The sequence below is a fragment of the Bradyrhizobium sp. LeoA1Lang genome, assembly GCF_055413685.1.
In genome coordinates, this window is sequence record NZ_JBVAPG010000062.1 from 13,557 (window position 1) to 31,893 (window position 18,337).

The window sequence follows — 18,337 nt, forward strand, 5'->3', positions numbered from 1 at the left end:
GTCTCCTTTCAGGGACGATGGCTTGTGTTTGGAAGTCCGGGCGGGGTTTCGAGCAGGTAGTCACCGGAGGGATCGAGGCCTTTGAGCTCGGCGATTGCTTCGATCCGGCGAGCGGGCCCCCGTCCCTTGATGAAGACGATCAGACCGATCGCTTCGGCAATGAGGCGGCGCGGCACCGTGGCGACCGCCTCCTGGATCAACTGCTCGATACGATAGAGCGCCGCGCGCGCCGAGTTGGCGTGGACGGTAGCGATGCCGCCGGGGTGACCGGTATTCCAGGCCTTGAGCATGTCGAGAGCTTCGGCGCCCCTGACCTCGCCGACGATGATGCGGTCGGGCCGCAGGCGAAGGGTCGAGCGCACGAGATCGGCAAGGCTTGCGACGCCCGGCTTGGTGCGCAGCGCCACGGCGTCCCTGGCATCGCAGCGCAGTTCGCGGGTGTCTTCGATGATGACGACGCGTTCGTTAAGACCGGCGATCTCTGCAAGAAGCGCGTTGGCAAGCGTGGTCTTGCCCGACCCCGTGCCGCCCGCGATCAGGATGCTCCGGCCTTCAGCCACCGCCGCCGTGAGCACCTTTGCCATCAGCGGCGAAGCGATCTGCGCCTTCACATAATCGGAGAGCCGAAAGGTCGTGGTCGCCGGCTTGCGGATCGCAAAACAGGGCGCAAGCGAGACCGGCGGCAGGATGCCTTCAAAGCGCTCGCCGGTTTCGGGAAGCTCCGCTGAGACGATTGGCGAGGCCCCGCTCGCTTCCGCGCGGACATGGCTCGCGACCAGGCGGATGATCCGCTCGGATTCCTGGGCGGTCAGCACGACTCCTGTGTCGGCGCGGCCCACTTTGTGCCGGTCAAGCCAGAGCTTTCCGTCGGGGTTGACCATGACCTCGACGACATCCTCGTCTTCCAACGCAAGCGCGATCGCCGGTCCCATTGCGGTTCGCAGCATGCCGCGGCGCCGTTCGCGGGTTTCGGGCGAGAGAAGGTCAGACATTGCCGACCTCCTCCCGCCCAGCTGGAGACAGCCCCGGCTGCTCACCCGCCGCCTCTTGCGAGCGGGATTCGGTCATGCCCCTTTCGGACGCTCCCAGAGGAGCTCCTTCCTCGATATTCCTCATGAACAAATCTGGCTTCGACGTCGTGACGCGGTCCATCACGTCGGCAACAAGCCGGCTGCCGGAGGCAACGCGCTTGCCGACCTGGGCGACGAACATTTCGAACCGCTCCCGCCCGAGCGCACGCGCCGCGTCCTGGTCGCCCGATGGCAACGGCGACGTGATCGTCAGGTAGTAGCGGACGAATAGCGCAATGGTCTCCGCCATCACCGTGAGATCCCGCTCCGTGCGCTCCAATTGCCGACTGATGCGGTCGAGCCGTCTGACCAGCGCCGCATCGCCGGCTGTGTCGCGCTCCGGATTCAGGAAGCGATCGAGCGCAGCATCGACGATCGCTGACTTGTTGGTTCCCGGGCGCCTGGCTGCAAGCTCGAGCCGCTGCGCCACGCTGTCGGAGACATAGGCTGAAAGTTTTGGTTTCATGGATGGGCCTGTCAGAACGCAGGGAGAAGGTCGTCGTCATCGCGTGTGACGGCGTGGGCACGACGAATTGAGCTCGAGCCGTTCGCCGCACGCTGCATCTGGCTGCGATCGGCATTCGCATCGGTCTCGTCGTCAAGCAGCCGATCTTCGAAAGGTCGGCTCTCGTCGGCTGCGGGTGAGCCCTCTTCAAACAGTGTGAGCTGCTGCTTGAGGTCCCCCTCGTCGCTACCGGCCTGCATCAGCTCGCGATATGGCAGGGTCGCGAGGCGAAGATCGACGAAACGCACTTGATCATGCCAATCGCCTCGTCGTGCGGGTGGGAGATCTGGATAGATGTTGCCGGCAAGAGGCGGTGGCGGAAGGAGCCGCCTCAAAAAATTTGCGTCCTCGTAATGCCGAAGCTTGCGCGCTCGGACCGGCGCAAGGCCCGACACCAGGACGATCGCCTGATCATGCGGCAACTGCATCACTTCGCCGGGCGTGAGTAGCGGCCGCGCCGTCTCCTGGCGGCTGACCATGACGTGGCCAAGCCATGGCGCCAGCCGATGACCGGCATAGTTGCGCTGGGCGCGCAACTCGGTCGCAGTACCTAGCGCATCCGAGATACGCTTTGCCGTGCGCTCATCGTTCGCAGCAAAGGCGATGCGAACGTGGCAATTGTCCAGGATCGCGTTATTCTCGCCGTAGGCCTTCGCGATCTGATTCAGCGACTGCGCGATCAAGTAGGCGCGGATTCCATAGCCCGCCATGAACGCAAGCGCGCTTTCGAAGAAATCAAGCCGGCCAAGCGCAGGAAATTCATCCAGCATCATCAAGAGCTGGCGGCTCTTGGAGGCGCCGGCAGTCGCGTTCAGCGTTTCCGTCAGGCGGCGGCCGATCTGGTTGAGGATCAACCGGATCAGAGGTTTGGTGCGGCTGATGTCTGACGGCGGCACGACGAGATAGAGCGTGACAGGCTTGGCCGCAGCTACCAGATCGGCAATCCGCCAATCGCAGGCTTCCGTGTTTCGGCTGACGATGGGATCGCGGTACAGCCCAAGGAAGCTGACGGCCGTCGACAGCACGCCTGAACGCTCGTTCTCGGACTTGTTGAGGAGCTCCCGTGCGGTCGCGGCAACGACGGGATGCACCTTTGGCTCTGTCTCGGTCCCGAGATGATTGGTGGCCATCATGATCCGCAGCGTCTTCTCAAAGGACTGAGCGGGATCGGCCAGGATCTCCGTGACCCGGGTCAACGTCTTCTGTTCTTCGGCATAGAGGACGTGGAGGATCACCCCGACAAGCAGGGAATGGCTGGTCTTCTCCCAATGGGTTCGGCGTTCGAGCGCCCCTTCTGGATCGACCAGGATGTCGGCGATGTTCTGAACGTCGCGCACCTCGGCCGCGCCCTTGCGGACCTCGAGCAACGGATTGTAACGCGCGCTTCGTGGATCGGTCGGATTGAAGAGCAGGCAATGCGAGAAGGTGGACCGCCAACCGGCGGTCAATTGCCAGTTCTCGCCCTTGATGTCGTGCACCACCGCAGACGAAGTCCAGGACAACAAGGTCGGCAGCACGAGCCCGACGCCCTTGCCCGAACGCGTCGGCGCAAAGCACATGACGTGCTCAGGTCCGTCATGACGCAGGTAGTTGTTCTCGAGCCGCCCCAGAAACACACCCTTGGCGGCGAAAAGACCGGCGGATTTGATCTCCTTGAGGGAGGCCCAGCGCGCCGAGCCGTAAGTCGTCACGAGCTGACTTTGCCGCGCGCGCCAGACCGAGTTGAGAATCGCAAACAGCGCGCCCGCAACCCCGCCCGCCGCAGCAATGGCGCCGCCCTTCTCAAAAATCTCCGGCGCATATGCCTCGTAGGCAAACCACCATTCGAACAAGCGCCAGGGCAGATAGATCGGATAGCCTGAAAGCGAGAACCACGGTTCGCCAAGCCGCACCTGAAATCCGAGAGCTGCTGCCGTCCACTGCGTCGCACCCCACGTTGACGCGACGACGATGCTGAACACGACGACGATCTGACCGACATAGATTTTTGCTGGAAACATTCGGCTTGCCCCATTCACCCCCGTCCCAAGTGAATGGCGCGATGAAAAGAGCGAACGGACGTCGTGTTCAATCGAAATAAAAAACCGTGCCGTCAGCGAGCGCGATATTGATCAAGCGTTGTACAAGCGAGGAGCTTTCGATCATGATCGAGGCAGCATCAGCAAGTGCCTCAACAGCCCGTGAGCCATTGGTTCAAACAGGATTTCGCTGATGGTTCGCTTCTCGAATGCTCGCAGGTGGCTCGCATTAACATCGAAACGAGGTTGCGAGTCGCTTCGGCGAACGATCGCCGACGTATCTGGTCTACGTCGTGCTTGGCGGGGATGCCCACGAAGTGGGAGGTATTATAACACCTCTGGCCGGATTGCCAAAGTTGACAAAGTTGCTTCGCGCTCCCATATTTGCCTTGGAGTTCCGTTCATGCCCAAGACACAGTCGAAACCTTCCACCGCCGGAACCAAAAGTCCGTCCGCTCACGGCGACGGCGTGATGATGGTGCTCAAGCACAAGCCGGCCGCTCTGAAGAACCTCGCTCTTCCCGCGGACGCTCAAGTCGCGATCGTCTCCAAAAGCGCAACGGCTCTGCAGAAAATCCGTGAGCGCAACAAGCAGCTGGCTGGTCAGGCGTTCCGGTTCTTCTCCGAAGCCGGGAAAAAGGCGGCTGTCGTCAACAAGGAGGCGTTCGCGCCCGACGCTCGCGCTCTCGCTGTCCTCGAGGGAGTCCGCATTGCGCAGGAGGACCTTCGGCGGTCAGGGGGCGCCTACGATCTGGACCAGGTCAGGACGCTCCTGCGGGGCATTTCTCGGCAGGCCATCGACAAGCGCGTGCAAGAGGGCAGCCTCCTTGCTGTTCCCGGTCCCAGCAATCACAAAAGCTTTCCGACCCTTCAGTTCAATTCGGACGGCACTGTCGTCGAGGGCCTCAAGTCAGTTCGTGAGGCTCTGCCGACCAAAAATCCCTGGACCGTCCTGAATTTTCTGGCCCAGCCTGATGATCGGCTGAATGGCCGTAAACCGATCGATCTGCTCAAGGAAGGCAAAATCGACCTCGTGGTTGAGGCCGCCCGGCGAATGGCCCAGCAAGGCGCGTGAGTGCACCGCTGCCGCCGGACGATCTGGCTCGCCGTCGTCCCCGCCTGGTCCGACTGCGGCGGGGCACCGTCCTTCATCGGTTTTACACGGCCGAATACGATCCGATCTTTTTCGACACGTCGCGCCTGGGCCGGCTGAACGCCCCTGACGGGAGTTACGGCGTTCTCTATGCCGCTCGGGAAGCATATGGCGCATTCGCAGAGACGTTCCTCCGCGTGCCGGGACGAACCCTGATTGATGCCGGCCTGCTCCGGCGCAAAGCATACGTTCGGCTCGAAATTGCAGCAGACCTTGAACTGATCAGGCTCGCAGGCCCCTCGCTTGCGATCCTCGGTGCGACCGCCGAGGTTGTACATGGCGGCCTGCCTTACGACGCGCCGCAGGCCTGGTCGAAGACACTATTCGACCATCCGCTTCGTCCCGATGGCATCGCCTACTACGCCCGCCATGACGACGAGGGCCTTTGCTACGCGATCTTTGACCGCGCGCGCAGCTCGGTCCGAGAGATCGACCGGGAAACCAACCTGGACCAGGACTGGTTCTGGCAGCTCGCGCGGCGATACAAGGTCGGACTGGCGCCCGGCTGACTCTCGTCGAAGCCGGCCGATCCGCGAGGCTTCGGCCGCGATGGGCATGCCCGCGAGCTGACGAAACAAATTGACCAACGCGTTGGGGCGGAATCCTTCACGCTTCCGCCGAACCGCCGAAGCTGACTGCGAGGGCAGCGTATAAATGATTACCGAATCTTAGGGCATGTTCCTCAGACGGCTTCTCGCGAATTGTCTACCTGCAAGCGGGAACGAGCCGAGAGAGCCGGCGAGCGCAGGGCGAAGACAGTACGGCTCTTCGACTAGCGCCCGATGCCCCGTTTCATTCCGATTGACCAGGAAATCCCCTCCCCACCAACGCTGCCCGTGACGAGTTGTCCGCGGGCGCGCTCCAAAACCGGCCGCCATGGCACGAGCGCAAAATCATGCGCGCGCTCGATCACAGCGAACCGACCGCTGTTCAGCGTCAGCATGCGCCGGTACACGCCAGTGACCTTGTCGCCGGCATTGACCTCGACATGCTCAAGTCCCGTTCGGGCGGAAATATCCGCTGCAGTCCGGACAAGCTCACGGGTCTCCAGCGTCCGTAGCAAATCCCGCGCATAGCGCACCTGGCCATCGTGCTCGCGGGCCAGCCCCTGCTCCATCAGCCATTGGCGCCTCGCCCGCAGCGCCGTCTCGACTTCCGCCCCCATTCCGGTCGATCCGAGAGCCTCGGGCGCTCTGGACAGGAGCTGGCGATCCAGCCAGGTCGCCCCCACGCTTTGCGGCAGGTCCTGAAGACCTTGCCACGACAGCACTGCAATGCGAACCGGATTGCGTGAACGGTGGAGCGCCTCATATCGGAGCGCGCGGTCAAGATAATCCTCGCCAACGTTCCAGCTGCCGTCAGCGAGCCTGTCAACCATCCCTTCGCGCCGCAGCGCTTCCAGCCGGCGCACATGGGATGCGACATACTCGCCTGAGGCTTGCGGGTCGAACCGAGAGTGCAGCCTATCGCTGTAGATGCCATGCTGGGCAGCGGCGATATTCGCGATGGTGCGGTCGATCTCCCGCGGCTCGGCCGGACGAGACCTGAGTTCGACGATGGTATTGCGGACGGGCGGCTCGTCATTGGCGGCAAGAGTACCAATCTCGGCGTAATGCGTTCGTCCGTCGATCCCATCGAGCACCACATAGCGGCGCTCCCTCAATTCATCCGAAAATCCTTCGCCTACGATCCTTCCGATCAGGCGCCGGCTGCCCTGCTCCGGATCGAAGATCGCGTAACTGCTTCCTGCCCGCGAAAGTCCTGCTGCGCCAAGCTCCCGATGCATGGTCTTGATAATGTCGCCGCGTTCACCCATGCGCCTGAGCTTTGGTTCGAGCTCAGCGTCGATCCGCCATCGGCCAGCGCTTTCCTCTTCCGCCAGGCCCATCCGCTCGAGGGTTCGCAGCCGCCCCATCCGTGCCGTCGGCCAGGTCGGTTCGCTTGCGGGTCTTGCGCCAAGACTGAGGCTCCCATCGACCGCCTCGCGCAGGATGGCGCGATCGAGGCGCGTGAATCGCTCGGCGGTGATCTCCTGCCCAAGCTTGCGGGCGGCTTCGATGTCCGTCTCCGGTCCGAGCTCGCGGGTGATGAAATCCGACGCCCGCGCTCGCAAGCCGTGAGCAATATAGTCACGGGCGATGACGAGGTCATCTCCTGCATCATCCTTGCCGCGCAGCACGATGTGACTGTGGGGATGGCCGGTGTTGAAATGATCCACCGCGACCCAGTCGAGCCTGGTTCCGAGGTCCTGCTCCATCTGCCGCATCAGGTCGCGGATGAAGGGCTTCAGATCCGCTAGCTCCGCGCTATCCTCCGGCGCCACGATGAAGCGAAACTGGTGGCGATCCCCACAGCTCCGCTCCGTGAACGCCTTGCCATCGGCGCGGTCGCTTCCCGCATCGTAGAGCTCGCCCGGCTCGCCGGCGCGCGTGACGCCGTCGCGCTGCACATAGCGTAAGTGCGCGCGGACGGCGCTCGTCACGCCCGCCTTGATGCGCACGATGCGCGCCTTGATCACGACGCGACGCTGGCCTGCATGCCGCCCCCGCCCGGCGAGGACCGTACCTTGCGCGCCGCCGCGACCGATGCGGGCACCCGTGAACGACGAAGCTCGCCGCGAGCTGGGAACTGCCTTCTCTGCCTCCTGGCGGACACGCCGCAGATAGCTCGTCGCTCGCGTTGCCTTGCGGTTACCGATCCGCCCGAGCTTCACTTCGAATTCGTCGTCGATCTCTTTCATGGCTGGCGCTCGCGATCCAAGGAGAGCTGCCGATATGTGGCGCATTGGTGGCCGTGCCAAGACGCAGACGCGGCACGCCAACGAGGTCACCACCTTGCAACTGCCTTGGCGACAGAGCCTGCCTCGCGAGCGACAAATCTTGGATGTGCAGGCAACGGCTTATGCGCAATCGAGCGCCAGTGCTTTTATCTTGCCCTCCCGCTTAGCTGCTTAGCTGCCCACTGATTGCTTCACGCTGGATAACGGATCGATTTGTAGAGCATCGCTGCGCGGCGATACGGCGTTCCGCAACAGGCGACGGCACCTTCGTCCAAGTTGAGAGCGTGCAAGCTTGAGCGCAAAATCCATTCCCGGAAATCGCCGCGTCGGCCTCGCGAAGCCGTCCGTGTCCTCTAGATCTCCGGAAACAGGCGTGGAAACAGCACGTCGAGCGTAGCAATCGGAAAGTGCAGCGACACCGGCCCCTTGGGCGTTTCGGACGCAAGAAGACCGGTCGCGACGACATCGTTGAAGACGCGCCGTGCCGTCCGTTCGGGCAGGCTGGTGATGCGCGGGACTTCGCCGCGCTCGAACTGTCCGCGTATGAGCGCTTCCTCCAGAAGACGGGCGGCTTCAGGCTTGAGCTTCTCGCTGCGGTCGACGAAACTCCGCAATCGCTGAGCCAACGTGTCGATCTCGAACAAGCCTGACATGAACGTCACCTGATCGAGGCACACGCGCAGGAACCAGAGAATGAATTCGCTCAAAGCGCGTTGCGAGAGGTTGCCACGGCCATCGAGATCGCCCTGCCGGGGCGTGTCGGCGTGGTCCATCATCCGCCTGTAATCGCCTGGGCCGGTAAGACCACGCGCCAGTCCGCGCGAGATCGACCACAGTCCACGGGCTCCGATGCCGGCCTGATACGCCATGGCGTGGCTCATCAGGCGGCTGACACGACCATTGCCGTCCGCGAACGGATGAATGTAGTTGAAGCGATGATGCGCCGCTGGAATGGCGATGATCCGCGCCGCCTTGCCCAGGCGTTCGAAGCGATAACGCTCCGCGAAATATTCCATAAAGGCCGCGACACGCTCGCTGGAAGGTGGCTGATGCCGGCCGACCGCAACGTCGTGCTCGTTTCGCGACCGCCAGGTGCCGGGCTCCATCGTGAACTTTGTGCCATTGCCGCAGATCCGAAGCATTTCGGGGGAAGCGTCGCGATAGAATTCGCGATGGAGCCAGAGAATGAAATCGATCGAGGCCGGTTCAGGCAGGCGATTGTCGAGCGCCATGGAATCGATTTCGGACTGCACATGGACGTGGGCGGCCGCCTCGATCTGCAGATTGCGCCGCCCTTCGTCGTTGTCGAAATGACCGCCGATCGCGCGTTCGATATCCCGTGGCCGGGTGTTATGACCTTCGATCAGGTTGCTGTAGTAGGTGTTCATGATCCGCACGAGATCCGCCAGATGGGCCGCGGTCTGCGGATGGAGCGCGTAACCGAGCTTGGCGGTTGCCGCCGAAAGGCTCCGCCACCACGTCCGAGATGGCTTCGGAAATCTCCTCCAGCCTAGCGGGCTCGATGCGTTCGACGGTTTCGGGACGTGGGTTCATGTCGGCCGATTTTATGCCATGCTAAGGCATTAAAAATGAATAATTTTCTTGTTAATGGCGGCCGCTTTGGCCGGTCCTGTGGCCGATTTTGGCGAGAAGCTTGGAAGTCAATTTTGGCCGATCCATAACTTCATATAAGTAATTTAAACAACTGCAGAAAATCTTACCTGATGGCCATTTTGGCCGCTTACTTGGCCGATCCCCGCGAAATCCCGCCGGCTGCCCGCCCGGGGCACCCGGCTCCTGCGGCACATGATGCCGCGCTCCGCGGTGACTGTTAGAGCATGATCCAAAAACGTGGAAACCGGTTTTCACTCGCGACAAAGGCAAAGCGTTTGCGTGGGAAGATCATGCACAAACAAAGAGGGATGACGATGCGAAGAAAAGTCACCCGGCTTTAGCCAGGTGGATTCCAGGTCCAGATCGGCCGCGCCACGCCGACAATATCGCACCTCAACACCGGCCCGAAATATCGCGAGTCGAACGAATGCGGGTGTGGCTGCAGCAGAAAGAACTCGCCCTCGACGAGCCTCAAGCACCCCTCCCAGGCCGGCAGCGGCCGCCCGTCGCGGTCCTTGTCGAGCACCTCGGCGATGACCTTTCCGTTGATGGCAATGGTGCCAATCGGGTCCTTGGCGCGGCAGACTTCGTCACCGCCGATAGCGGCGACCTGTTTCAGCAGCGGCACCGGCACGGGCAAGATTTTGTGCGCGATGATGAACAATTCGATCGCCGGCGGCGGCTTGAATACTGCGAGCTCACCGCGCTTCGGCAATCGTGGCTCCAGATAATAGAAGCCCAAGGGCGCGCTGCCCGAGGCGTTGTAGATCAGAAGCGGTACCGCGGGTGCGGACGACACCAGCATGGCAATGATGCCGGCGCACGTGGTCGAGAGAATACCGACCTGGCGCGGCAATTGGGTGCGATCAATCGGCATTGGAGGTCGACCTCCGCTTGTTGGCCTGCGACCATTCAACGAGATCTTCGATGTGGTAGCGGACGTAGCGTCCGTGCTTGCGGTAGGCGGGCCCTCGCCCCTGCACCCGCATCTTCTCCAGCGTGTTCTTGGTGAGCCTCAGCCAGGCGGCGGCCTCGACGGTATTGAGGAACGGCTTGTCCGGCACCTTTTCTTCATTCTTGGTCATTTCGACGCTCCCTATTCCATACCTCCCTGGGATTGAGGTAGGAGAGGAAGCGTCGTCTGATTGTGAGCGGTTTTGGGAGTGGTGAAGATGAGAGGCGCCCGTTTCGCCATCCCGCGCGAGCCAAGCTCGTCAAGCGGGCGACGATCGGCGTGCGCAAGACCGGCATCCGACAACGGCCAGCCAAGTTCTAAAGTAGCTTCAGTTCTGATTGAATCAGAACCGAAGCCCTCGATTCCTGTTTTGATGCGTGTTCTTCACGCGAGCCGGTACCGACTTCGCTTGAAACGTTCTAATACAGCAGATCGCGATAGCCGCCCTTCATCAACTCGGTTCCCTTGGCGACAAGCCGGCGCGTGCGATCCTTGAGAAACTGACTGGGACCGAGCCATTCCTCGGCAACTTTTTTCTCTCCGAAGATCGTGATCGCGATCTGCCGGTAGGTCTTGCCGTTGAGGCTTTCATCGAGCGCGATCAGCGCGTGATGGAGGCGTTCATCGCCGCTTCCCGCCTGCCTTGGAACCGTTCTCACGTCAGCTTCAGTGAAGCGCTGCAATCGCTTCAAGAGCTCGGTCTGCGCCGCAAGGTCAGCAAGGTCGTGCAGTTCGAAGACCGGCGCAAAGGAGGCGGTCAGGACGGAGAGGCCGTGGATTTCGACGGCGACATAGGCACCGTTTCCCTTGATCAGCACGAGTGGAATGCCGTCCACGTTAATGACGGCCCTGCGTTCGACCTTGAAGCCGGCCAGTGAGAACCGGGCGGCGTCTGCATCTGACCTCGGCTTCCGTGCATCCAGGCGGACGATCCGTTTCAGCGCATGGGCGTGCCAGAACACCGGCACCTTGGGTGCATCCAGCCCCGGGTCGGCAAAGGCGGAGAGACCCCATTTTTCGGCGCGGGGAAAGCGTCGCGGCAGCCGCAAGACCTGCGTGCCGTCCTTCAAGGTAATGCAGGGCAGATGTCGCGGAACGGCGCTGCGCCATTCGCCGATGTAGTCGGGATTGCGGCGCAAGAACTCCCAGGCCCAGTCGCTGGCGTCGAAGCCTGTCGCGTCAAGAGACGCGGCGCGGGCGCCTTGGCGCGCTTGATTGCTGGCGTCGTTCAGAACCGCCCCCGGGACGTTGACGTCTTCTCGAGCCGATCGTTTCGATCAAATGGGGCGAGAGGACGGCCCCCGCGAGCAGTTGTCGCGGGGGCCGTTTGGCGTCAGTCCGCCGGGTTCCAGATCAGGGCGAACACGCTGTCGTCATCCTGGCCGGCGGCGCGGCCGAGATTGGCGTAAAGCTTGCGCGGACCGAACTCGGGCGCGGCGAGCGACAGGCTCACATAGTCCCTGCCGCTGTTCTCGCCCCGGCGGATCCAGCCCGCGCCGATCTCGACGCCCTGGGTCACGACGCGGAAGTCGGGATGGGTATCGGCGGTCTTGTCCCGGTTCGGGATGATGTCGATGTCGGCGCGGATGGAGACGGTCCGGAGCTGGCCCTTGTAGCTGCCGTTGTCGTTCTTGGTGACGTATCCGATGGCGGTCATGGTCTTGTCCTCATCTGTTGTTCGCGAGGAGCCGATCCCCTCGCGATGGCGAGACCGTGATGGCGGGCGCAACGCCTTCGAACCCGCATCCACGCGGGGCAGAGCGAATGCGGAGCACCCGACCCGGCAGCTTTTTTGAGAGCGAAGCGGCCGCGAGGAGCCGGAACTGTTCCGGCGGGGAAAAAAGCCGACGGCGAGGGTTTTGAAGAGGCGGGGCGCTTGCCATAGGTCTGTTTGCCACGCGCAGGGAGATCGGACCCGCAGTCAACGGATAAGGACAAGGCCCTGCCCGATCGGGCCGTCGCAGCGCGACATGCGGCGAGCAAGACCAGCACAGGACCGTCTCCATCCGCGCCGACATCGACCTCATCCCGAACCGGACGACAGCGAAAAGCCCTGCCCTGTTTTGCGGAAGAACCCCGCGCGACGTCTGCGCAAGGCCGGTTCGCAGCCGTGAGAACAGCGGCAAGGACGATGTGAGCCTGTCGCCTGCGGCGCCCATGTCGGCCTCCGCACGCGCCCTGCCAATCTGGGGCGCGCTGCATCCGGGTGACGACAGCGTTCGTCCTGATCTGAAATCCTGCGGACTGCCGCCATCAGCCCTGGTGACGACCGCTCGGCGGGGCCATTCCGTCGCCCTGACGCATGATCTTTTCATGCGGGACGACTCCACGCCATTCACGCGGCGCGATGAGGGCCTCCCGATATCAAGCCGGCAAATTCGATGCTATGCTTTCTTCATGCAGGCCGATTCACGGGGCCCGCGCCTTGATGATTTTCTTTGAACGATTGATGGAAGGCCCCATGGCCAAGAAAGCGAAAAAGGCGAAGAAGACCACCGCGAAAAAGCCAAGAAGAAAAAGAAGTAGTTCGTTCGCCGACGGGCCCGACGGCCTGTTCGCGCTACGCGTCGGCGTCCGGTGGAATCCGCTGTGACCACCATCTTGATCGCCTGGTCAAACGGGTCGCGCCGACGGCGGGGACCGACCGACATTCAATATTTGCCGTGAATGTGTCGGCGGTGGAGAGCCGCCGGCTAGACATGATCCGATGAGATGGAATCGGACCATGATCTCATCTCTTTGTTTAAGCATGATCTTCCCACGCAAACGCTTTGCGTTTGTCGCAGGGAAAACCGGTTTCCACTTTTCCGGATCATGCTCCAAAGCGGGGCTGCCCTGTTGATAGGCGCAACCGCGGACTGATATTGTCTGATCTGGTCAGTCGCATTCGGATCGATCTTCAGCCGCCATGCCGTTCTATCGTCCCGAGGAAAACGACCTCGCCTCCGCTGGTGGCGCCGGTTTCTCTCCCGAGGACGTGCCACGCGCCGTCGTCGCCGTCGGCGTCGACATGGTCACCAAGGGCATGGAGATGGCCATTCACGAGCATCGGAAGGCCCAGCTTGTCCTGACCTTGCGGGGCGTCGTCAGGTGCGAAGCCGACCAAAGCGTCTGGATCGTGCCGCCGCGCTGCGCGGTATGGATTCCTGGCAATCTTCCCCACAGCGTGACCCTCGCCGGAAATGTCGAGGTATATCTTCTGTTCGTCGAACCGGATGCGGCCTCGGCGCTGCCCAGGCAATGCTGCACGCTGTCGATCTCGCCATTGCTGGAGCGTTTGCTGCTGCACGTCACCGAGATGCCGGTCCTGTACGACGTCGACGGCGCCGACGGCCGGATCGCCACGGTGCTGCTCGACCAACTGTCTGTAGCGCCCGTCGAGAAGCTGAACTTCCCGATGCCGGTCGACGCCAAGCTGCGCAAGATCGCCGCCGCGATGATGGCCGATCCCTCCGACCGCGCAACGTTAGACGAGTGGGGCCGGCGCATGGCCGTTGCCCCGCGGACCCTGACCCGCGCCCTGAAACGGGAGACCGGCATGAGCTTCGGCCGCTGGCGCCAGCAGCTCCATATCCTCATTGCCCTGCAGCGTTTAGACCAAGGGGCGTCGGTCCAGACCGTGGCGCTCGATCTCGGCTATGAGGGCGCGAGCGCCTTCGTCACCATGTTCCGCAAGGCCCTGGGCAAGCCGCCCGCCCGATGTCTGTCGGAACGCCGCATCGCCGCGTGATCTCCGTCGTATCGCGCGAAGCCCCACGCGCGCACTGACCGGAAATCGCAATATATTGTCCCGTTTGCGGAATGCGGTCAGGCGGGCGATCTCCTATCCTGCCTCTGAGCACTGACACCTCTGGCGCGCCGGGGGGCGCATTCTAGAGCATGATCCGGAAACGTGGAAACCGGTTGTCCCTCGCGACCAAGCAAGGCGTTTGCGTGGGAAGATCGTGTGCAAAACAAAGAGATGAGATCGTGATCGGATTCCATCCAATCGGATCATGACCGAAGGAGCCCGATACATGGATTCACTCAGCAGCGGCCCGGTGGCGGAGATTCTCCAACGCCTCCATCGGGAAGCCGAAGCGGCCGATGCACCGTTGATGCAAACTTACGCGAGCGAGATGACCAATGCCGAGCAGGCGATCACCCGGGTCATCGAGGCGGAGACCAAGGATCTAACCGGACTGTATCATGGTTTCGCCGGCAATTTCCTCAGCGTCTCCCCGGAATTCGGGCGGTTTCTCTACATGTGCGCCCGCAGCTGCAAGGCCAGGCGCATTGTCGAGTTCGGCTCGTCGATGGGGGTTTCCGCCATCTACATGGCGGCAGCGCTGCGCGACATGGGCGGCGGCCGTCTGATCGGGACCGATCTCGAACCCAGCAAGGCGGAGCGCGCGTGGGCGAACCTCGCTGCCGCCGGGCTGGACGACCTGGTCGAGTTTCGGGTCGGCGATGCGCGCGAAACCCTCAAGCCCGGCGTCGGCGGCGACATCGACATGGTGATGCTCGACGGCGCCTTCATCCTCTATCTTCCCATTCTCAAGCTGCTGGAGCCGCATCTGAAGCCCGGCGCGATCATCATCGGCGAGAACGCGTTCTCGGAAGCCTCAGGCTATATCGACTACGTGCGCGATCCGCAGAACGGTTATCTCTCGCTGCCGCTGCCTGTCGATCCCGGGCGCGGCAACGAATTCACGGTGAAGACGAAGTGATCCGCTCGGGGCTGCGACCTCGACATGTCGGTGAATGGAGCGAATTTTTGATGCAACCCGTTCGCGGGCAAATTTCTACGCCGCCGCTCGCGCCCCCGGGCCGACTCACGCGGACGCTGCTGCGATGGCTGATGCGTCCTGCGCGCGTTGCCGCAGTCGAGACGCTCTCGCCGCAGTTTCGGCTGGCCGAGCTGGAAGGCGAAGCGCTCAGGAACGTCGCCTGGACGGCTGGCCAAAAGGTCCAGGTGGCGATCGGCTCGGGCCTCAGCGCGCGGACCTACACACCGATGTCGTGGGACGCCGGCAACGGCAGGATACGCATGCTCACCTTCGCGCATGGCGACGGTCCCGGCAGCCGATGGGCAAGGGACTTGAGCGCAGGCGACACCTGCCAGTTCTTCGGTCCGCGCCGCTCGCTCGATCTATCGGGCCTTGAATCGCCGGTGGTCCTGTTCGGCGATGAAACCTCGTTCGGCCTGGCGGCGGCGCTCCGCGAGTGCCCGCAGGCCGACGGTGCAATCCATATGCTCGAGGCCTCGGACGTCGCGGAGTCGCGGCCGGTGCTGGAGGCGATCGGCCTCGGCCAAGCGACGTTGATCGAGCGCATCGCCGACGACGCCCATCTCGCCGCGGCCGAAGCCGAGATGTTGCGCCTTGCCGCACGCGGCGCGCATTTCGTTCTTGCCGGCAAGGCATCGTCGATCCAGCGCGTAAGCCGGGCCCTGAAAGCAGCCGGCGTCGCATCATCGCGGGTGAAGACCAAGGCCTATTGGGCGCAGGGCAAGACCGGGTTGGACTAGATCATGATCCGATTGGACGGAAGCGGATCATGATCTCATCTCCTTGTTTGAGCATGACCTTTTCGGAAAACCGGTTTCCACTTTCCGGATCATCCTCTAGCCATCCTGTGCCAGTGGAGCGCCGTGCGCTCCGGCTGTTGAATTTGCCTGCGTTGGTGATCCAGGCCCGACGCGGATGGAAACGGTGCTTCCGTGAGCTCTGGAGCATTTTCGGTTGTGATTGAATCAGAACCGAAGCTCTCGCTTCCTGTTTTGACGCGTTTTCTGCGCAGATAGGTCTACGCAATCTGCGTAAACGTGATTGCCATGCGAACCGGTGTCCACCTCGCTTGAAAACGCTCTAGCGCAGCCCGTGCATGATGGACGTCGTCAGCAGCACGGCGGTCGACGCCAGCGCCGACAGGCCGACGATGGCCTGAGCGAGGCAGATGCGCCTGAGCGTTGTTGCTTGCGGGTCCGGAAACCCCCTGAACGGGCTCGCCATCTCAGGCTCCATGATGCGGTGCACGCGCTTGCTTTTTGCGAGCTATAGAGCGAGTCGCCCGATCGCGATCCACTAAATTTGCAGCCTGCCAGGTTGACTCGTCCGCGACTCGGCAACGGAAAATTCGGCTCCGGATCAGGCCGCCGCGCCCGAATCGGGCAGCACAAGCTCAAGTAAACAAAGCATTAATGGCTTTGCATGCGCCGGCACTTTTCCGTGTCGTGTCCGGGATCAAATGGCTGATCGGAAACGCATGCATCGCGGCGCGGAGCTTTCGGCACAAGGGCGTTCCTCGCCATGCAGATGATCGCGGATGATCGTGTTCAGCGTGTTGGCGGGCTCGACAGATTTGCACCCGCATCGGGCGGCGCCGCATCATCTGCCTCTTTCATCACGCCACCGAACGAGGTCGACGCGCTGATGATCGTCATGGGCATCTTCCTGGTGGCCGCCGTGCTCTGGTTCGGACATTGACCGGCGCCCTGATGAGCTCGCTGAGGGCAATGTTGCGCAGTCGAGGTTCGCTCTCCCTTTGTGGTGCGGGTGGGCCCAGTTGGTTGCGTGCGGCCGTGTCGACGAGGTCCGAGGTCGAGAGGCTTTGTGATCGGCGAGATGGCCTGTGGTCGCGCCGGCGGCTCCAGCCGCAGGCCGCAGCCAGAGGCGGGGAATTCCCGGCGGGCATCAGCTCGCCGGCTTGCGTGATTTGGCTTTGGGCTTGCGCCGGTCTCGCCGATAGACCCATCACGACGCGTCATCACCTTGGGCTGCTTGCGCGGCGGAGCCGCCCGCGCCGAACGCCAGCAGGAAGTCGGCGGCTTTGGAGGCTTTGCTCGCGGCGCGGAAGACGGCGCGGCTGTCCTCGCGAAGGACGTTCAGCCAGGCGCCGAGATAGTCGGCATGCCGCACGGTCGGCTTGATCGACAGCGCAGCGCAGACGAAGGCAGCCGTCAGTTCTGCGACCAGCTCTTCATTGGCATAGAGCCTTGACCCGAACGCGCCGGACAGATCACGGTTGAGGCGGCTGGCATGGCCGGTCCAATGGCCGAGCTCATGAAACAGCGTCCGGTAATAGTTGATCTGCTCGAAGAAGGCGGGCTGCGGTGGAATCTGGACGCTGTCGTTCGCGCGATCGTAGAAGGCTTTGGCGCCGCCGATGTGGATCGTGGCGCGGGTTGCCGCGGCCAGCGCCTCGGCCTGCGGCACGATCTCGCGATCCGGCAGCGCGGGTGTGTGCGCAAAGCAGTGGTCGGGCAGGCCGTCGCATTGGTCGACGTTGAAAACCGTATAGCGGCGCAGGAACGGAACGGCGGCCTGTTCCTCGTCCGCTTCCGTGCTCTCGGAGCTTGCCTGCTCGGCCGCTCGCCGGTCCCGCTTCGGAACAAAACGGTCGGCGTAGCAAACGGTGACGCCGTGCTGGCCTTTGCGGACGCTTCCGCCGAGGGTTGTTGCCTGGCGAAAGGTGAGCCAGCGCTGGCAGGTAAAGCCGGCTTCGAACAGCCTGCCCCACAGGATCAGGATATTGATGCCGGAGTACGTCGTGCCTGTCGCGGCGTTTTGCGGCAGCGCGAACCCCTGGCTGCCGCCACCGGTGCCCCACGGCCGCGCCCATGGGAAGACGCCCGCCTCAAGCTCGGCGATGATCCGAGAGGTGATTTCTTGATAGAGGCTTTGTTTCGTCGTTGTGGCACGGCGTTGCGCTGACGTTTTGGACATGACGATCTCCGCTCGCTCCTCTTCCACGCCCGGCCCCCGGAAGGCGGGGTGGGCGGCGAAGAGCGACCGGACAGCCCCGAACAGCAGAGGCAGGCAGCACCGGAACGGCCGGAGCGGATGCGGAGGACCGCGGCCAACGCAAATGATCGTCATGAGCGGCTTTGGCGGGGCGTGGTTGCGGCCTGCCGGTTCGGGGCTATACGGGAGCGCCGCCCACCCCGCCGCCGCGGGCCAGATCAAAATGTGCCGGCCGCCGGCGGCCGGCTCCATCAGGTCTGCTTGTTCGCCGTGGCCGGCGCATCCACGACGCGCTTGACCATCCGATTGGACGGAATCGGATCGATCCGATCTGTTTGTTTGAGGTGACCTTCCGATGCAAACGCTTTGCGTTTGTCGCGACCGGTTTCCACTTCTCAAGATTGTGCTTTTGACACCCTTTTTTCACAAAGGCGCGTGCGGCCAATGAGGATCGCAGTGCGGCGGCTGCGCCAGGGATTGAAGCCGAAGGCCGAGACCGCAAGACGGGCTCGGTTCACG

The 18,337-nt window shown here is 62.9% G+C and carries 18 protein-coding genes; 7 read left to right on the top strand and 11 right to left on the bottom strand.

All coding sequences use genetic code 11. From position 1 onward, the window contains the following. Positions 1-8 precede the first annotated feature (8 nt). Genes trbB through ACZYOF_RS21295 form a run of 3 tightly spaced genes read right to left on the bottom strand, consistent with a single transcriptional unit; the run spans position 9 to position 3,575 of the window. Positions 9-992: a P-type conjugative transfer ATPase TrbB gene (trbB, locus tag ACZYOF_RS21285; RefSeq protein WP_463331827.1), complete on the bottom strand. Its 984-nt coding sequence runs from the start codon at positions 990-992 to the stop codon at positions 9-11. Continuing rightward, positions 985-1,536: a CopG family transcriptional regulator gene (locus tag ACZYOF_RS21290; protein ID WP_463717007.1), complete on the bottom strand. Its 552-nt coding sequence runs from the start codon at positions 1,534-1,536 to the stop codon at positions 985-987. Before ACZYOF_RS21290 ends, trbB begins: the two co-directional genes overlap by 8 nt. Positions 1,537-1,547: 11 nt before the next feature. Then, positions 1,548-3,575: a conjugal transfer protein TraG gene (locus tag ACZYOF_RS21295; protein ID WP_463331829.1), complete on the bottom strand. Its 2,028-nt coding sequence runs from the start codon at positions 3,573-3,575 to the stop codon at positions 1,548-1,550. A 421-nt stretch (positions 3,576-3,996) separates the two neighbouring features. On the opposite strand from ACZYOF_RS21295, the gene ACZYOF_RS21300 reads away from it, so the two are divergent. Then, a complete protein-coding gene (locus ACZYOF_RS21300; protein WP_463717008.1) occupies positions 3,997-4,668 on the top strand; it encodes a hypothetical protein in 672 nt (223 codons plus the stop codon). After that, a complete protein-coding gene (locus ACZYOF_RS21305) occupies positions 4,665-5,255 on the top strand; it encodes an RES family NAD+ phosphorylase (RefSeq protein ID WP_463331831.1) in 591 nt (196 codons plus the stop codon). Before ACZYOF_RS21300 ends, ACZYOF_RS21305 begins: the two co-directional genes overlap by 4 nt. Before the next feature lie 263 nt (positions 5,256-5,518). Here the strand turns inward: ACZYOF_RS21305 and rlxS are convergent, their stop codons facing one another. From rlxS to ACZYOF_RS21335, 6 genes are all read right to left on the bottom strand, one after another. Beyond that, positions 5,519-7,486, bottom strand: a complete 1,968-nt coding sequence (gene rlxS, locus ACZYOF_RS21310) for a relaxase/mobilization nuclease RlxS (protein WP_463331832.1) — start codon at positions 7,484-7,486, stop codon at positions 5,519-5,521. 392 nt (positions 7,487-7,878) lie between these two features. Further along, complete coding sequence (locus ACZYOF_RS21315; RefSeq protein ID WP_463331794.1) at positions 7,879-8,913, bottom strand: Fic family protein; 1,035 nt, start codon at positions 8,911-8,913, stop codon at positions 7,879-7,881. Between the two features lie 563 nt (positions 8,914-9,476). After that, complete coding sequence (locus tag ACZYOF_RS21320; protein WP_463331795.1) at positions 9,477-10,016, bottom strand: S26 family signal peptidase; 540 nt, start codon at positions 10,014-10,016, stop codon at positions 9,477-9,479. Beyond that, the gene (locus ACZYOF_RS21325) at positions 10,006-10,224 is read right to left on the bottom strand and encodes a helix-turn-helix domain-containing protein (protein WP_028168173.1); all 219 of its coding nucleotides are present in this window, start codon (positions 10,222-10,224) and stop codon (positions 10,006-10,008) included. The genes ACZYOF_RS21320 and ACZYOF_RS21325 overlap by 11 nt, the downstream gene beginning before the upstream one ends. A 289-nt stretch (positions 10,225-10,513) precedes the next feature. Then, on the bottom strand, positions 10,514-11,326 hold the full coding sequence (locus ACZYOF_RS21330; RefSeq protein WP_463331811.1) for a DNA -binding domain-containing protein: 813 nt from the start codon (positions 11,324-11,326) through the stop codon (positions 10,514-10,516). Positions 11,327-11,427: 101 nt separating this feature from the next. Continuing rightward, positions 11,428-11,751 carry a DUF736 domain-containing protein gene (locus ACZYOF_RS21335; protein ID WP_028168174.1) on the bottom strand — a complete coding sequence of 108 codons (324 nt, stop codon included), beginning with the start codon at positions 11,749-11,751 and terminating at the stop codon, positions 11,428-11,430. Between the two features lie 804 nt (positions 11,752-12,555). Between ACZYOF_RS21335 and ACZYOF_RS21340 the strand changes: the two genes are divergently transcribed. The 4 genes from ACZYOF_RS21340 to ACZYOF_RS21355 all read left to right on the top strand — a co-directional run bounded on the left by ACZYOF_RS21340 (position 12,556) and on the right by ACZYOF_RS21355 (position 15,603). Beyond that, positions 12,556-12,687: a hypothetical protein gene (locus ACZYOF_RS21340; RefSeq protein ID WP_463331796.1), complete on the top strand. Its 132-nt coding sequence runs from the start codon at positions 12,556-12,558 to the stop codon at positions 12,685-12,687. A gap of 315 nt (positions 12,688-13,002) precedes the next feature. Continuing rightward, entirely contained in the window at positions 13,003-13,824 is an 822-nt protein-coding gene (locus ACZYOF_RS21345; RefSeq protein ID WP_463717009.1) for an AraC family transcriptional regulator, read from the top strand. Positions 13,825-14,110: 286 nt separating this feature from the next. Beyond that, positions 14,111-14,803, top strand: a complete 693-nt coding sequence (locus ACZYOF_RS21350) for an O-methyltransferase (RefSeq protein WP_463331798.1) — start codon at positions 14,111-14,113, stop codon at positions 14,801-14,803. A gap of 131 nt (positions 14,804-14,934) precedes the next feature. Next, entirely contained in the window at positions 14,935-15,603 is a 669-nt protein-coding gene (locus ACZYOF_RS21355) for a siderophore-interacting protein (protein ID WP_463331799.1), read from the top strand. Positions 15,604-15,943: 340 nt separating this feature from the next. Here ACZYOF_RS21355 and ACZYOF_RS21360 read toward each other — a convergent pair whose 3' ends face one another. Further along, entirely contained in the window at positions 15,944-16,087 is a 144-nt protein-coding gene (locus tag ACZYOF_RS21360; protein ID WP_165435596.1) for a hypothetical protein, read from the bottom strand. A 297-nt stretch (positions 16,088-16,384) separates the two neighbouring features. Between ACZYOF_RS21360 and ACZYOF_RS21365 the strand changes: the two genes are divergently transcribed. Continuing rightward, positions 16,385-16,561, top strand: coding sequence for a hypothetical protein (locus tag ACZYOF_RS21365; RefSeq protein ID WP_463331800.1), 177 nt, complete (start codon positions 16,385-16,387; stop codon positions 16,559-16,561). 267 nt (positions 16,562-16,828) lie between these two features. On the opposite strand, the gene ACZYOF_RS21370 is transcribed toward ACZYOF_RS21365, so the two are convergent. Further along, complete coding sequence (locus tag ACZYOF_RS21370; RefSeq protein ID WP_463331801.1) at positions 16,829-17,800, bottom strand: ArdC family protein; 972 nt, start codon at positions 17,798-17,800, stop codon at positions 16,829-16,831. Positions 17,801-18,337: the final 537 nt, after the last annotated feature.

Coding starts and splice junctions, on each gene's coding strand:
- trbB (WP_463331827.1), bottom strand. CDS start 992: ATGTCTGACCTTCTCTCGCCCGAAACCCGCGAACGGCGCCGCGGCATG.
- ACZYOF_RS21290 (WP_463717007.1), bottom strand. CDS start 1,536: ATGAAACCAAAACTTTCAGCCTATGTCTCCGACAGCGTGGCGCAGCGG.
- ACZYOF_RS21295 (WP_463331829.1), bottom strand. CDS start 3,575: ATGTTTCCAGCAAAAATCTATGTCGGTCAGATCGTCGTCGTGTTCAGC.
- ACZYOF_RS21300 (WP_463717008.1), top strand. CDS start 3,997: ATGCCCAAGACACAGTCGAAACCTTCCACCGCCGGAACCAAAAGTCCG.
- rlxS (WP_463331832.1), bottom strand. CDS start 7,486: ATGAAAGAGATCGACGACGAATTCGAAGTGAAGCTCGGGCGGATCGGT.
- ACZYOF_RS21315 (WP_463331794.1), bottom strand. CDS start 8,913: ATGAACACCTACTACAGCAACCTGATCGAAGGTCATAACACCCGGCCA.
- ACZYOF_RS21320 (WP_463331795.1), bottom strand. CDS start 10,016: ATGCCGATTGATCGCACCCAATTGCCGCGCCAGGTCGGTATTCTCTCG.
- ACZYOF_RS21325 (WP_028168173.1), bottom strand. CDS start 10,224: ATGACCAAGAATGAAGAAAAGGTGCCGGACAAGCCGTTCCTCAATACC.
- ACZYOF_RS21335 (WP_028168174.1), bottom strand. CDS start 11,751: ATGACCGCCATCGGATACGTCACCAAGAACGACAACGGCAGCTACAAG.
- ACZYOF_RS21340 (WP_463331796.1), top strand. CDS start 12,556: ATGGCCAAGAAAGCGAAAAAGGCGAAGAAGACCACCGCGAAAAAGCCA.
- ACZYOF_RS21345 (WP_463717009.1), top strand. CDS start 13,003: ATGCCGTTCTATCGTCCCGAGGAAAACGACCTCGCCTCCGCTGGTGGC.
- ACZYOF_RS21350 (WP_463331798.1), top strand. CDS start 14,111: ATGGATTCACTCAGCAGCGGCCCGGTGGCGGAGATTCTCCAACGCCTC.
- ACZYOF_RS21355 (WP_463331799.1), top strand. CDS start 14,935: ATGCGTCCTGCGCGCGTTGCCGCAGTCGAGACGCTCTCGCCGCAGTTT.
- ACZYOF_RS21360 (WP_165435596.1), bottom strand. CDS start 16,087: ATGGCGAGCCCGTTCAGGGGGTTTCCGGACCCGCAAGCAACAACGCTC.
- ACZYOF_RS21365 (WP_463331800.1), top strand. CDS start 16,385: ATGCAGATGATCGCGGATGATCGTGTTCAGCGTGTTGGCGGGCTCGAC.
- ACZYOF_RS21370 (WP_463331801.1), bottom strand. CDS start 17,800: ATGTCCAAAACGTCAGCGCAACGCCGTGCCACAACGACGAAACAAAGC.